This window comes from uncultured Subdoligranulum sp. (assembly GCF_937890665.1).
In genome coordinates this window covers 13708-27395 of the sequence record NZ_CALADU010000176.1, presented here as the reverse complement: position 1 = coordinate 27395, position 13688 = coordinate 13708, and the positions used below count along the sequence as shown (strand labels likewise).

Annotated in this window: 13 protein-coding genes; 6 read left to right on the top strand and 7 right to left on the bottom strand. The window is 57.5% G+C overall.

Features of this window, described 5'->3' with window-relative positions:
- Positions 1-55: 55 nt before the first annotated feature.
- From Q0526_RS10105 to Q0526_RS10080, 6 genes are all read right to left on the bottom strand, one after another.
- Positions 56-268, bottom strand: coding sequence for a zinc ribbon domain-containing protein (locus Q0526_RS10105; protein ID WP_298733136.1), 213 nt, complete (start codon positions 266-268; stop codon positions 56-58).
- Between the two features lie 30 nt (positions 269-298).
- Positions 299-1096, bottom strand: a complete 798-nt coding sequence (locus Q0526_RS10100) for a hypothetical protein (protein WP_298733134.1) — start codon at positions 1094-1096, stop codon at positions 299-301.
- Complete coding sequence (locus Q0526_RS10095; protein WP_298733132.1) at positions 1090-1794, bottom strand: ABC transporter ATP-binding protein; 705 nt, start codon at positions 1792-1794, stop codon at positions 1090-1092. The genes Q0526_RS10100 and Q0526_RS10095 overlap by 7 nt, the downstream gene beginning before the upstream one ends.
- 3 nt (positions 1795-1797) lie before the next feature.
- Positions 1798-2163: a GntR family transcriptional regulator gene (locus tag Q0526_RS10090; protein WP_298733129.1), complete on the bottom strand. Its 366-nt coding sequence runs from the start codon at positions 2161-2163 to the stop codon at positions 1798-1800.
- A 125-nt stretch (positions 2164-2288) separates the two neighbouring features.
- Positions 2289-3224, bottom strand: a complete 936-nt coding sequence (locus Q0526_RS10085; RefSeq protein ID WP_298733127.1) for an alpha/beta hydrolase — start codon at positions 3222-3224, stop codon at positions 2289-2291.
- Positions 3225-3235: 11 nt separating this feature from the next.
- Positions 3236-4501: a replication-associated recombination protein A gene (locus Q0526_RS10080; RefSeq protein WP_298733125.1), complete on the bottom strand. Its 1266-nt coding sequence runs from the start codon at positions 4499-4501 to the stop codon at positions 3236-3238.
- Between the two features lie 165 nt (positions 4502-4666).
- Between Q0526_RS10080 and nth the strand changes: the two genes are divergently transcribed.
- From nth to Q0526_RS10050, 6 genes are all read left to right on the top strand, one after another.
- Positions 4667-5311 carry an endonuclease III gene (nth, locus tag Q0526_RS10075; RefSeq protein WP_298733123.1) on the top strand — a complete coding sequence of 215 codons (645 nt, stop codon included), beginning with the start codon at positions 4667-4669 and terminating at the stop codon, positions 5309-5311.
- Positions 5308-6060 carry a GntR family transcriptional regulator gene (locus Q0526_RS10070; protein WP_298733121.1) on the top strand — a complete coding sequence of 251 codons (753 nt, stop codon included), beginning with the start codon at positions 5308-5310 and terminating at the stop codon, positions 6058-6060. Before nth ends, Q0526_RS10070 begins: the two co-directional genes overlap by 4 nt.
- Positions 6061-6152: 92 nt before the next feature.
- Positions 6153-7106 carry an aspartate carbamoyltransferase gene (pyrB, locus tag Q0526_RS10065; RefSeq protein WP_298733119.1) on the top strand — a complete coding sequence of 318 codons (954 nt, stop codon included), beginning with the start codon at positions 6153-6155 and terminating at the stop codon, positions 7104-7106.
- A complete protein-coding gene (locus tag Q0526_RS10060) occupies positions 7093-7521 on the top strand; it encodes an aspartate carbamoyltransferase regulatory subunit (protein ID WP_298733117.1) in 429 nt (142 codons plus the stop codon). The genes pyrB and Q0526_RS10060 overlap by 14 nt, the downstream gene beginning before the upstream one ends.
- Before the next feature lie 175 nt (positions 7522-7696).
- Positions 7697-9532: an NAD(P)-binding protein gene (locus Q0526_RS10055; RefSeq protein ID WP_298733115.1), complete on the top strand. Its 1836-nt coding sequence runs from the start codon at positions 7697-7699 to the stop codon at positions 9530-9532.
- Complete coding sequence (locus Q0526_RS10050; protein ID WP_298733113.1) at positions 9526-11277, top strand: [FeFe] hydrogenase, group A; 1752 nt, start codon at positions 9526-9528, stop codon at positions 11275-11277. The genes Q0526_RS10055 and Q0526_RS10050 overlap by 7 nt, the downstream gene beginning before the upstream one ends.
- A 65-nt stretch (positions 11278-11342) precedes the next feature.
- Here the strand turns inward: Q0526_RS10050 and Q0526_RS10045 are convergent, their stop codons facing one another.
- Positions 11343-13622 (bottom strand): ATP-dependent Clp protease ATP-binding subunit, encoded by a 2280-nt coding sequence (locus tag Q0526_RS10045; RefSeq protein ID WP_298733111.1) that lies wholly within the window; start codon positions 13620-13622, stop codon positions 11343-11345.
- Positions 13623-13688 lie beyond the last annotated feature (66 nt).

Sequence of the window (13688 nt, the reverse complement as noted above, 5' to 3'; positions counted from 1 at the left end):
TTTTCACCACCACCATTCATTTTCGGGGTTGACTTTTAATAGTTAATCTTTCTGTTTAGCCTCCCATAAAGAAGTCCAGCACATCCCATCCGTCGCCGCCGTGTTCTTTGTACAGCTCGGTATAACCACACTGGCAGCAGCTGATGGTGACAAACTTTTTGTTTTGGACATCGAACAGTTTGGCAAAGTTGCCCCCGGTGGCCTGCAGGCGGTCCGCCTCATATTCGGTGCAGCCGCATTTCGGACAGACATATTGACGTTTTTCCATAGAACATTCTCCTTTTTTATAGAACGTAGATCAGATAAGGTTCAAGCGGCGGGTCATCAACCACTGAATGATAGCCCATTTGATAGCCGCAAGCACCAACAGCGCGATGATAATCACCACGGCCAGACAGACTGCCGCCCATTCACTGTCCATAGAAAACAGAATGTTGAACCACCACAATCCATTGGCCTGAATTGCACTGAAAGCCACCACAATCATCGCGAGAGAGGTCAGCACTTGTTCCACAAAGGTCAGCACAAAATACGATACAATACTGGCCAACAGGCGCTGCTGGCCAAATTGCCCACCGACCGCACAGCAAAGGTAAAAGCTCAGGTAGGCCGATGCCACGGCAACCACCACACAGCAGAAAATCAGGAAAAACATTGCCCACTCGCTGGGACCCAGAGTAGGCAATGTTAGGCTGTCTGCCTGAAAAAGAACATTGCCGGCCAGCAAATTGCCGCACACAATAAGATAGACGATACTCGCCAACGACCATACAATCGCGCAGAACAATTTAACGGCAATATGCATCCAGACAGGGACCGGCAACGACAGCATCAGATATCCTTGCTCCCCCAGCAGTTTGTAGAACCGCTGTACCTGAATGAATACACAGATGCCTACCACAAAAATCAGCGCCAATGCTCCGGCAAAATTCATAAGGGCCTGAATCCACACCACAGGTTCCGGCCATTCAGACTGCCCGTTCAAAATCCGGTTCATTACGCCGACTACCAGTGTAAAGAGGATCACACCGCCGCCCACCGGCAGCAGTACACGGGCTGTGGCCCGTCCTTCGTAACGCAGCAATTTGGTCAGCATTTGTACACCTCCCGGAAATATTGATCCACACTCTGGCCGCTCTCTTCCCGCAGGGCATCGACGGCCACCTGACGCATCACGGCACCTTCCTTTAAGAAGATCACTTCATCCAGCGCTTTCTCGATGTCCCCGATTAGGTGGGTGGAGAGTACCAGTGCGGCATCCTCGCTATAATTGCGCAGTATGGTCTGCAGAATGTAATCCCGTGCTGCCGGGTCCACACCACCCAGCGGTTCATCCAGCAGATACAGTTTTGCCGCCCGGCTCATGGTCAGACAGAGCTGCATCTTTTCCTGTGTGCCCTTACTCATGGCTCCGATACGGTCCTTCGCCGCGATATGCAAATCAGCCAGCATGGCATGGGCTTTTCCTGCATCGAAATCCGTGTAAAAGTCGGCATACAAGCTCACCGCATCGGCCGCACGCATCTCTGTGGGCAATACCATCCGATCCGGCAGATAGCTCGTTACACTTTTGGTATACATGCCCGGCGTCTGACCATCGATCAACACCGTACCACCGGTTGCCGTAAGCAATCCGGCCGAGATCTTCAGCAGCGTGGTCTTGCCGCTGCCATTGGGCCCCAACAGCCCCACCAACCTGCCGGCCGGCACCGCAAAGCTCGCCCCGTTCAGGGCTGTCTTGTGGCCGTACCGTTTATAGAGGCTGCGTGCCTCGTACACGATTGTTTCGTTCATCCTTCACTCCTCCTCTTCTGTCTGCCGCAGCAGCTCTTCCGTTTCGGCTTTGGTCAGTCCCAACGCCTGTGTCTGGCGCAGGAAGGTCACGGCCAAGACCTTGGCCAACCGGCGCCGCAGCTGCCGCAGCACTTCGGCATCTGCCGTCACGGTGCGTCCCGCTGTACGTTGTGCCTGCAATAAACCCCGGCTTTCCAGTTCCTGCAAAGCACGCTGCATGGTGTTGGGATTGACCCCCGCCTGTGCAGCCAGTTCCCGCACGGGCGGGACTTTGCTTCCCGGTGGAAAAGTCCCGTTTGCCAGTGCCAGTTCCATCTGTTCCACCAGCTGTACATAGACTGGACGCCCCCCTGTGATGTTCCATTCCATGGCGGTCTCCTTTGTATTATTGTATTAAGTGCTTAATACAATAATACACCATTTTCCTCATTTGTCAAGGGTGCAAACAAAAAATCCGCAGAGGTCCTCCTCTGCGGATAAATCTTATTTCTTATTTAAGAAAGATGTCCCTCTATCCATTGAAGCACATCGTCAAAAACTTCTTCGCGATTGAGTTCGTTGTGCAGTTCATGACGTGCCTCCTCATAGATTTGGCAAGTCAAATCTTCTATTCCCGCATCGCCCAGCATCTGCCAAACCTTGCGCACCCCCGCACCATAGTCCCCTACCGGATCGGCCTCACCCGATATTAAAAGGATCGGCAAGGTTTTCTTCACCGCACGGGCCCATTGCGGGCGATTGACATGGTTGATCGTAGCCAGCATTTCCCGGTAGGTACCTACCGTAAAGGAGAAGGTGCACCGCGGGTCGGCGTCATAAGCCTCTACCACCGCCGTATCCCGGGTAAGCCATGCGTTGCGGGACCGAGCATCGGGAATCCGCTTGCAGTAACTGCCGAAGTTGGAGCGAACCATGAACGGTGAGACCGTCCGTGGCCCCCGCAGCGCTGCCAACACAGTGGCCACACCTTGGCCAATCCGGTTGAGCAGCCGCGGCCCCGCTGTGCCGGAGATAATCAGGCCCGCGATGGTTTCGGGCCAGCGCTCGGCATACCAACGGGCATAAAAGCTGCCCATGCTGTGCCCATACAGAAAAATCGGCAAACCGGGAAATTCTTCTCGCAGCAGACCGTTCATGGTATGGAGATCCTGCAAAAGGTAGTACCGACCGCCGGGTTCTCCATAGTGGCCATACTCTTCCGGGACGGCGGTATCCCCGTGTCCCAGATGATCATTGCCGGCCAATGCAATGCCGTGGGCCGCAAACCAGCGGGCCATCGGCTCATACCGGCGCAGATATTCGCACATGCCATGGCTTACCTGCAACACGGCATGCACCGGTACATCCGGCATCGTGTAGACCACCGCCGACACGGTATGCACCGTATCCGACGAAGGAAAATGGAGTGTCTCACAGCATAATTGTGACATGATGCCCTCCTTTATGCTTCCCCCTTAATCTTCTTCCAATATTGGGCAAAGGCCTGCTCGTTTTTATTGTCGCCGGGTTCATAATACCGGCGGTCCTTGATGGCGTCGGGCAGGTATTGCTGGGGTGTCCAGTGATTGGGGAAATCATGGGGATATAAATAATGTTGCCCTTTGACTTTGGCATCCGCACCGTCGTAGTGCTTGTTTTGCAACTGCCGAGGAATGGGACCAGTTCGCCCGGCCTGCACATCCGCTATGGCTGCATTGATGCCGTCGTGCGCCGAGTTGGACTTGGGAGCCGTAGCCACCAACACCACCGCATCGGCCAGCGGCAGGCGGGCTTCGGGCAAACCTACCGCGTTGGCGATATCCACCGCCGCCTTAACAATGGGGATGATCTGCGGCCACGCCAGACCTACATCCTCACAGGCACAGACCATCAGACGGCGGCAGGCGCTGGGCAGGTCCCCTGCTTCCAGCAAGCGGGCCAGATAGTGCAGCGCCGCATCCGGGTCGGACCCTCGCATGGATTTCTGGTAGGCCGACACAATATCATAGTGGTCATCCCCCAGCTTGTCGTATCGCATCGCCGTGCGCGCCGCCACTTGCTGGACCATGTCCAGTGTGACGGTCCGCTTCCCATTTTCGATGAGCGCTGCCGTCACAGCAAATTCCAGATTGCCCAAGGCCTTGCGCATATCACCGCCGGAGCTTTGGGCCAGATAGTCCAGCGCATCCTCGGGAATCAAAATAGGCGTTTTGTCTTCGGCCCCCAGACGGACTGCCGCATTTTGTACCCCTTTGCGGATATCCTCCGCCGTCAGGGACTTGAACTCAAACACCGTGCACCGCGACAACAGCGCATTGTATACATAAAAGTAGGGATTTTCGGTGGTGGAGGCGATGAGGGTGACCGTGCCCTGTTCCACACATTCCAACAGACTCTGCTGCTGACGCTTGTTGAAATACTGAATCTCGTCCAGATACAGCAAGATCCCACCGGTCGCCCCTAAAGTACCGATGTCTGCCAGCACCGACTTGATGTCGCTGGTGGAAGCGGTGGTACCGTTGAGCTTATGCAACTGCATGCCGCTGCCCGCCGCGATGATACTGGCCACCGTGGTCTTGCCTACCCCGGATGGCCCGTAAAAAATCATATTGGGAATCCGTCCGCTTTCCACCGTGCGGCGAAAGACCTGATTCTTTCCCAAAAGATGCTGCTGACCGCAGACTTCGTCCAAGGTTCTGGGACGCAGCCGTTGTGCAAGAGGTTCCATGCGTTCCTCCTCCTTTTTTCTATACCATGGAAAACCGCCGGGCGCATGGCCCCGTTTTTTTATTTGTTTAACCCACAGTCCCACAAACTGGGGGGCTCTTCCTCTTGATTATAAGGTATCGCCGTGGTAGAATCAAGAGAAAGAACGTGAAACGGAGCGAATGCTGTGACAAAAAAGGAACTGGCGCAAATCTGTATCGACCGTCTGAAAGCCGAATATCCGCTGGCGGAATGCACCTTGGATTATGACCACGCTTGGCAACTGCTGGTGGAAGTGCGTTTGGCCGCCCAGTGCACCGATGCCCGGGTGAACGTGGTAGTACAGGAGCTGTTTGCCAAGTATCCCAGCGTAGAAGCCTTGGCCGCCGCCACCCCGGAGGAGATCGAGGCCATCGTCAAGCCTTGCGGTTTGGGTCACAGCAAAGCAAGAGATATTTCTGCCTGCATGCGGATGCTGCGGGACCAATACGGCGGCAAAGTCCCCGATGACTTCGACGCCCTGTTGGCGCTGCCCGGCGTGGGGCGCAAGAGCGCCAACCTGATTATGGGAGATGTGTTCGGCAAGCCGGCCATCGTCACCGATACCCACTGCATTCGTCTTTGCAACCGCATCGGGCTGGTGGACCACATCAAAGAGCCCGCCAAGGTGGAGCGGGAATTGTGGAAGATCATTCCGCCCGAGGAGGGCAGCGACTTTTGTCATCGTCTGGTCTACCATGGCCGCGAAGTCTGTACAGCCCGCACCAAACCTTTCTGTGATCGATGCTGTCTGGCAGACGTTTGTCAGGCGCGAAAGGATTTTCTTGCATGAAAAAAACAACCGAAGCACCGCTGGGCGGGGAACTGCGCAGCCAGCAGACCGCCGACCGCCTGATTGCAGAATTGCGGGACGGTCTGTTTGCCGGTGCCACCCAACTGCCCAGTGAGGTGGAATTGGCCGGTGCCTTGGGCATCAGCCGCACCGTAGTGCGCGACGCCCTGAGCCTGTTGGAGCGGGAAGGGTATCTGGAGCGAGTGCGGGGAATCGGCACCCGGGTCAACCGGGATGTACTGCAGGTAGAAAACCGTTTGGACCAGAAGATGGAATTTTACCGTATGATTCGGGCCGCCGGTCATACCCCCCACAGTGATCAGCTGCTGGTCACCCGGGAAACCGCGCCCCCTGCCTTGGCCCAACGGCTGGGCCTTGCGGGGCAGCCGTCCCCCACCCTTGTGTTTGTGCGGCGCCGCGTGCTGGCCGATGACCTGCCGGTTTTGTATTCCACCGACATTCTACCGTTGGCCTTGTTTGATGGGCAACGTCTGGACACGTTGGATTTTACGCAACCGATCTTTGACATCGTATCCAAGTATTGCCATGTAGAAGTCACCAAAACATTGGCCCACCTGCGGGCGGTGACCGGCAGCGCTGCGATCCGCCGCCAGTTAGGGCTGCGCCCCGATCAGGCGCTGATGCAGTTGGAAGAAACCTGCTATTCCCGGCTTTGTCAGCCGGTTTTGTGCTGCCAAACCTGTTACACCGATTTTTTTGACTTTGCCATTGTGCGCAAACTGATGTAACACCACCTTTCATGTTTTCATCGGGTATGGGGACGGGGTTCCGCCCGCCGTGCCCTATGAGATAAAACCATAGAGTTTAAAGGGGAATGTGTATGAGACATCTGATCGATCCGGCGGACTTTACGCTGGAGGAAACCCTTCGCCTGTTGGATCTGGCCGACCGTATCCACGACGATCCGGCCGCTTACAAGGACGTGGCCACCCGCAAGCGTCTGGCGACGCTCTTCTACGAACCGAGCACCCGCACCCGCTTGTCCTTTGAGGCAGCCATGCTGAACCTCGGCGGACAGGTACTGGGCTTCCCCGATGCGGGCGTTTCCAGTGCTTCTAAGGGCGAGACTGTGGCGGATACCATCCGCATTGTCAGCTGCTATGCCGACATCGCCGCCATGCGCCACCCCAAGGAAGGCGCGCCGCTGCGCGCGGCCCGTTACAGCCGCATCCCGGTCATCAATGCCGGTGACGGCGGCCACAGCCACCCCACCCAGACTTTGCTGGACATGATGACCATCCGCCGCCGCAAGGGCCGGCTGGACAACCTGACCATCGGCTTCTGCGGCGACTTGAAATTCGGCCGTACCGTCCACAGCCTCATTAAGAGCCTGTCCCGCCTGCCGGGCATGCGGTTTGTGCTGATCTCACCGGAGGAACTGCGGGTACCGGATTACATCATCAGCGAGATCCTGACCCCCAACGGCATCGACTATGTGGAGACCCGCAATCTGGAAGAAGCTCTTCCCGGATTGGACATCCTTTATATGACCCGGGTACAGCAGGAGCGTTTCTTCAACGAGGAGGATTACATCCGTCTGAAAAACAGCTACGTGCTGACCAAGGACAAGCTGGCGCTGGCCCCCGCCGACATGGCGGTGCTGCATCCGCTGCCCCGCGTGAATGAGATCACGCTGGATGTGGACGACGACCCGCGCGCCGCCTACTTTGAACAGGCACAAAACGGCGTATACATGCGCATGGCTTTGATTATGACGCTGCTGGGTCTTGCAGACCCCAAAACCGGGGAGGTAGCTTTTGATGTTAACGGTTGATGAAATTCTGAACGGTGTGGTCATCGACCACATTACCGCCGGTACCGGGTTGGGCCTGTACCATATGATGGAACTGGAAAAGCTGCATGACGCCAGCGTAGCCCTGCTGCAAAACGTCCGCAGCCAGAAAAGCGGCAAGAAAGACATCATCAAGATCGAAGGCGATGTCAGCAAGCTGAACTTCGATATTCTGGGCTATCTGGACCCCAAAATCACCATTACCGTGATTGAAAATGGCCACATCGTCAACAAGATTCGTCCCAAGCAGCCCCAGCGCTTGGTGAACGTGATCAAATGCACCAACCCTCGCTGCGTCACCTCCATTGAGGAAGGCTGCGATCATATCTTCACCCTGACCCCCAGCGGACGGTACCGCTGCATCTATTGCGAGCAGGAATTCCGCGTAAATCCGTAAAAATGCACGAGTTTTTCTCGGATGCCGAGTTTATCGGCATCCGATTTTTTATTGGTCAATTTTGTCATTTTGTACAGTAATGTTCCACAATTTCATAATTTGTTATTGATTTGTCATTGTCGTGCCCGTATAATAGAGAATAAACGAACCCATATAAACGGAGGATACGCCATCTATGATACGACTCTCGATCGAAACGCCCGATCGCGCGCAGCAGGTCGTGCAGGACCTCTGCCGCGATATGGGGCACCGCATCGCCGCCAACCCGCCGGGACTTTGCCCGGTGGATATGGCGCTGAATTTTTTGCGCCTTTGCCATGCGCAGACCTGCGGCAAGTGTGTTCCCTGCCGAATCGGCCTTTCCCAGTTGGAAACCTTGCTGGAAAGTGTACTGGACCAGACCGCACCGGAAGGTACCATCGATCTGATCGAACAGACCGCCGCTGCCATTGTGGATTCCGCCGACTGTGCCATTGGTTATGAAGCTGCTGCCATGGTCTTGCAGGGAGTGCGGGGATTCCGCGAGGACTACGAAGAACACGCCCACTACGGACGCTGCATCTGCTCACTGAAGCAGCCCGTTCCCTGTGTGACGGTCTGCCCTGCCCACGTGGATATTCCGGGTTACATCGCTTTGATTCGGGAGGGGCAATACGACGCCGCTATGGACCTGATCCGCAAAGACAATCCCTTCCCCCATTCTTGCGCCTATGTGTGCGAACATCCCTGTGAGCGGCAGTGCCGCCGCCGTCTGGTAGATGATGCCGTGAACATCTGTGGTCTGAAACGCTTTGCCGCCGACCATGCGGGTGCACAGACGCCCCCTGCCCCGGCCGAGGAAACCGGCAAACGCGTTGCCATTATTGGCGGAGGCCCCAGCGGCTTGACGGCGGCCTACTATCTGCGGCTGATGGGCCACAACATCACCGTATTTGAACAGCGTGACAAGCTGGGCGGCATGCTGCGCTACGGCATTCCCGACTACCGGCTGCCCCCGGAAGTACTTCAGCGGGATCTGGACTATATTGTAGCCACCGGCATCGAGGTACGCACCGGCGTCTGCGTAGGCAAGGATTTACAGTTGGCCGACCTGCAAAAGGAGTACGACGCTCTGTACATCGCTATTGGTGCCCACGCTGATAAAAAGCTGGGATTGGAGGGCGAAAATAGCAAGAATGTCCTGTCTGCCGTAGAGTTTTTGCGCAACTGTGGTGAGGGCCACGCCCCGGATTTCACCGGCAAGCGCATTGTGGTCATCGGCGGCGGCAATGTGAGCATGGACGCCACCCGAACGTCCATCCGACTGGGCGCCGAGAGTGTGACCTGTGTCTACCGCCGCCGGGTGGATGACATGACCGCCCTGCCGGAGGAGATTGAGGATGCCATGGCAGAGGGCTGCCAGATTTTGCCCCTGCAGGCGCCCGATCATATTGAGGCCAACGAGAACGGCGAAGTCAGTGCATTGTGGACCCGGCCTCAGATCATCGGCGGGTATGGCCGCGATGGCCGACCGGCCCCGCGGGACGCACAACAGAAGAAGTTCCGCATTCCCTGCGATTATCTGATCATCGCCATCGGCCAGCGCATCGAATCCGATGAATTTGAGAAGGATGGCATCGGTACCAGCCGCGGCGCTCTGAAAGCCGATTTGTCCGGCTATGTGCCCGGCACTCCCAACGTCTTTGCCGGCGGCGACGCAGTGACCGGCCCCGCCACCGTAATTCGGGCAGTGGCAGCCGGAAAGGTCAGCGCCGCCAACATCGATAGTTTCTTGGGATATTCCCATACCATCGGTACGGACGTCAAGATTCCTCCAGCCAAGCTGTCCAACACACCGCCCTGCGGCCGCATTCAACTGAAGAGCCGCAATGCACTGGAAGCCCGCTGCGACTTTGCACTGGCAAGCTGCGGCATGACCGAGGAGGAAGCCATGCAGGAGGCCGGCCGCTGCCTGCGCTGCGACCACTTCGGCTACGGTATCTTTAAAGGAGGGAGGACCACCCAATGGTAAACGTTACTGTCAACGGCGTGGCGGTGCAGGTACCGGAAGGCACCACCATCCTGAATGCCGCCAAAGCCGCCGGGGTGGACATTCCCCACCTGTGCTATCTCAAAGATCTAAACGAGATCGGCGCCTGCCGCGTCTGCTGCGTGGAGATCGAGGGCGAACGCAATCTGGTGCCCAGCTGCAACAATCCCGTTTTTGAGGGCATGGCCATCCGCACCAATACGGATCGGGTGCGCCGCACCCGGCGCATCAACGTGGAGTTGATCCTGAGCCAGCATGACTGCCACTGTGCCACCTGTCTGCGCAGCGGCAACTGCCATCTGCAAAGTGTAGCCAACGATTTGGGCATTTTGGAAAACCCCGCCGATCTGGTGACCGGTGCCCGCGCCATGTGGCCTCGGGATTTTCCCCTTTACCGGGACACCAACAAATGCATCAAGTGTATGCGCTGCATTCAGGTATGCGATAAAGTGCAAGGGGTACACGTGTGGGATCTGTCCGGCACCGGCAGCCGTACCCGCGTAGATGTAAGCGGCAATCGCCGCATCAAAGAAAGCGACTGTGCCTTGTGCGGCCAGTGCATCACCCACTGCCCCACGGGTGCCCTGCGGGAACGCAACGACACCCAACGTGCCTTTGATGCCATCGCGGATCCCAACAAGATCACGGTGGTTCAGATTGCACCGGCAGTACGTACCGCTTGGGGAGAAACGCTGGGTCTTGCCCCCGAACAAGCAACCGTCCACCGCATGGCTGCTGCCTTGCGCAGACTGGGCTTTGACTATGTGTTTGACACCTCCTTCAGTGCGGATCTGACCATTATGGAAGAGGGCACCGAGTTTCTGCACCGCTATCAGGCTGGCGATACCCGGGAACTGCCGATGTTCACCAGTTGCTGCCCCGGTTGGGTGCGCTATCTAAAGAGTCATTACCCCCAATGGACCGACCGACTATCCACCGCCAAAAGTCCTCAGCAGATGTTTGGCGCTGTGACCAAGAATTACTTTGCACAAAAGCTGGGGGTTTCCCCCGACAAGCTGTACTGCGTGTCCATCATGCCCTGTATTGCCAAAAAACAGGAGTGTGATCTGCCCACCATGTACACCGAGGCCGGGCGTGACGTGGATCTGGTCCTGACCACCCGTGAGCTGGTGCGGATGATCCGTGCCGAACACCTTCACCCCGAGACCCTGCCCGAGGAAGCGTTTGATTCCCCGTTGGGCACCTACACCGGCGCCGGTGTGATCTTTGGTGCAACCGGTGGTGTGATGGAAGCCGCCTTGCGCACCGCTTACTATCTGGTCAACGGCAAGAACCCCAAGCCGGAAGCCTTCACCGCAGTGCGCGGCAGTGCCTACGCGAAAGGGTGGACCGAGGCGCAATTCGATTTAGGCGGCGGCGCTGTGGTGCACACCGCCGTGGTCAGTGGGCTGGGCAATACCCGTCGCCTATTGGATGCCATTGCGGCCGGAAAAGTTCATTACGACTTTGTGGAAGTGATGGCTTGCCCCGGTGGCTGTGCAGGCGGCGGCGGACAACCGCAAAACCGCGATGATGAGGAGCGTGCCGCCGAACGCGGAAAGCGGCTCTACGCACTGGACCAGTGCAGCATGCTGCGCTTTAGTCATGAAAACCCTGAGATTCAGCTTCTGTATCGTGAAGCACTGGGCGAACCGGGCAGCGAACTGGCAGAAACTTGGCTGCACACCGACCATCACGGTTGGCAAATGCCCCAAAACCAGTCTTAAAACAATAAAATCATTTTAAAAGGAGCCTTCCGGTATAAGCCGGAAGGCTCCTTTGGGTTATCTGGTCATACACAAGCGGCCAAGTCTTGTTCCCGCAGGACAATACTTCCATCCGATGCCGCATCCGCCGTATAGACTGCACCTGTCTGGGCGGTGCCCGCGGCTATGCGGTCCGCCAACGCCTGCTCCACCGCCCGGCTTACGGTACGCCGCAGTTCCCGGGCCCCATAGGGCGGCACTTTTTCCCCTGCCAGACAGCGAGCTGCCGCTGCCGTATGATGCAGGGTATATCCCTGCCGTGCCGCCCGTTCTTCCAACTCGCAAAGCAGTCGGTCTGCGATGGCCGCCAACTGCTGGGGCCCCAAGGGGTCAAACAACACCGTTTCATCCAGACGCCCCATCAATTCCGGCCGGAAAAAGGACTTTGCTTCCTGCAATGCCTGTTTGCCCCGCCGAGCCGCCTCACCATCGGCTGCGCCGAAGCCCATAGGGGCGGTCTGCCCGCTGAGACACCGTGCCCCCAAATTGGAAGTGAGTAAGATAATCGTGTTGGAGAAGTCCGCTTTCCGTCCTTGGGAATCTGTCAGGCTGCCATCCTCGAGAATTTGCAGAAGCAAATTCTGAATATCGCCGTGAGCCTTTTCGATCTCGTCAAACAGCACCACACTGTAAGGCCGGCGACGTACCGCTTCGGTCAGTTGACCGCCCTCATCATGCCCCACATAGCCCGGCGGCGCCCCCAAAAGACGGGCCACGGTATGCCTTTCCATATATTCCGACATATCGAAACGAAGCAGCGCTTTCTCGCTGCCAAACCAGCATTTGGCCAACGTTCGGGCTAACTGGGTTTTGCCCACACCGGTAGGGCCCAGAAACAGCATCGCACCAATGGGGCGTCCACTTTCCCGCAAACCGGTACGGCTGCGCCGGATGGCTGCCGCCACCGCTGCCACAGCCTGCGGCTGACCAATCACTTCCGAGGCCAACCGGCTTTCCAAATGCGTTAGCCGTTCCCGCTCGGCTTCCCCCACCCGTTCTACCGGTACGCCGCTGGCTTTGCTGACCACCTTGGCAATGTCCGACGGCTGCAAGGCCCGCCGTTTTTCCCCCTCCTCGGCGGCGGCGATCCGCACCGAAGCCGCTGCTTCATCCAACAGATCAATGGCCTTGTCAGGCAGATACCGCCCCGGCAGATACCGCACACTGAGTTCTACCGCTGCGTGAATCGCCTCCTGTGGGATGGCCACCCCATGATACCGCTCGTACCGCGGCATCAGGCCACACAAAATCTGTTCGGCATTCTCTGGGCTGGGTTCCTCCACCATCACCTTGCCGAAACGCCGTTCCAACGCCGAATCTTTCTGAATCGTCTTGCGGTACTCCTCCACCGTCGTGGCACCGATCAGTTGGATTTCTCCCCGTGCCAGCATAGGCTTTAAGATGCTGGCCGCGTCGATGGCCCCTTCGGCAGCACCGGCTCCCGCAATCACGTGGATCTCATCAATGAAAAGAATCGTTGAACTGTCACGGTAGAGTTCCTCCAACAGATTTTTGAAGCGTTCTTCAAAATCCCCCCGGTATTTGGTGCCCGCCACCATCGATGCCATATCCAGCGCCAGCACCCGCTTGTTGCGCAGTGATGGCGTGATCTGCCCCGAGGCAATCCGCTGAGCCAGTGCCTCGGCCAGTGCGCTTTTCCCCACCCCCGGCTCCCCCAACAGACAGGGGTTATTCTTCTGACGGCGGCATAAAATTTCGATCATCCTCTCCAGTTCGGCGTCCCGACAAAGTACCGGATCCAGTCTGCCTTCCTGCGCCAAGCGGGTCAAGTCCCGGCCATATTTTTCGCTGGGTTTGCTCCCCCGGGAGGTAGCCATCCGCGGCTGGGTCGGCAGCACCATCTGCCCGGAAAGCTGTCGGCATTCCCGGGCAGCCTGCGGCACCTCGATGCCCAAAGAGGCCAGCCACACGCTGGCCGTACAGGCGGAATCCTCCAGCATCGCGCAAAGCAGATGCTCGTTTTCCGCCTTGGCCACACTGGCCGCATGGGCCCCCAACACCGCAAATTCCATGGTTTTGCGCGTCTCGGGTGCCAGATCGTTTTTGCGCAGACAATGGGGCTGCCCCGTACAGCTTCGTGCCTGCACACAGCTGCGCAACGCCGACTCCGTTACCCGTTTGCGGCGCAAAAAGTCTGCTGCCGGTCCCTGCGCCGTTTGCAGCATAGCCAACAACAGATGACCGGTATCTGCTGCCGAACAGCCCTGCTGCCCGGCCAGTACTACCGCCGTATATAAGGTGCGGGCGGCCGCCCCCGAAAATCCTTTATAAGAATGAAACAGCATCCTTGTGCCTCCCCATATGATCTTATAGCAAGTATAGGCGTCTGCCGCGCAAATAATCCTCGAATC

Coding starts and splice junctions, on each gene's coding strand:
- Q0526_RS10105 (WP_298733136.1), bottom strand. CDS start 268: ATGGAAAAACGTCAATATGTCTGTCCGAAATGCGGCTGCACCGAATAT.
- Q0526_RS10100 (WP_298733134.1), bottom strand. CDS start 1,096: ATGCTGACCAAATTGCTGCGTTACGAAGGACGGGCCACAGCCCGTGTA.
- Q0526_RS10095 (WP_298733132.1), bottom strand. CDS start 1,794: ATGAACGAAACAATCGTGTACGAGGCACGCAGCCTCTATAAACGGTAC.
- Q0526_RS10090 (WP_298733129.1), bottom strand. CDS start 2,163: ATGGAATGGAACATCACAGGGGGGCGTCCAGTCTATGTACAGCTGGTG.
- Q0526_RS10085 (WP_298733127.1), bottom strand. CDS start 3,224: ATGTCACAATTATGCTGTGAGACACTCCATTTTCCTTCGTCGGATACG.
- Q0526_RS10080 (WP_298733125.1), bottom strand. CDS start 4,501: ATGGAACCTCTTGCACAACGGCTGCGTCCCAGAACCTTGGACGAAGTC.
- Q0526_RS10070 (WP_298733121.1), top strand. CDS start 5,308: ATGAAAAAAACAACCGAAGCACCGCTGGGCGGGGAACTGCGCAGCCAG.
- pyrB (WP_298733119.1), top strand. CDS start 6,153: ATGAGACATCTGATCGATCCGGCGGACTTTACGCTGGAGGAAACCCTT.
- Q0526_RS10060 (WP_298733117.1), top strand. CDS start 7,093: ATGTTAACGGTTGATGAAATTCTGAACGGTGTGGTCATCGACCACATT.
- Q0526_RS10055 (WP_298733115.1), top strand. CDS start 7,697: ATGATACGACTCTCGATCGAAACGCCCGATCGCGCGCAGCAGGTCGTG.
- Q0526_RS10050 (WP_298733113.1), top strand. CDS start 9,526: ATGGTAAACGTTACTGTCAACGGCGTGGCGGTGCAGGTACCGGAAGGC.
- Q0526_RS10045 (WP_298733111.1), bottom strand. CDS start 13,622: ATGCTGTTTCATTCTTATAAAGGATTTTCGGGGGCGGCCGCCCGCACC.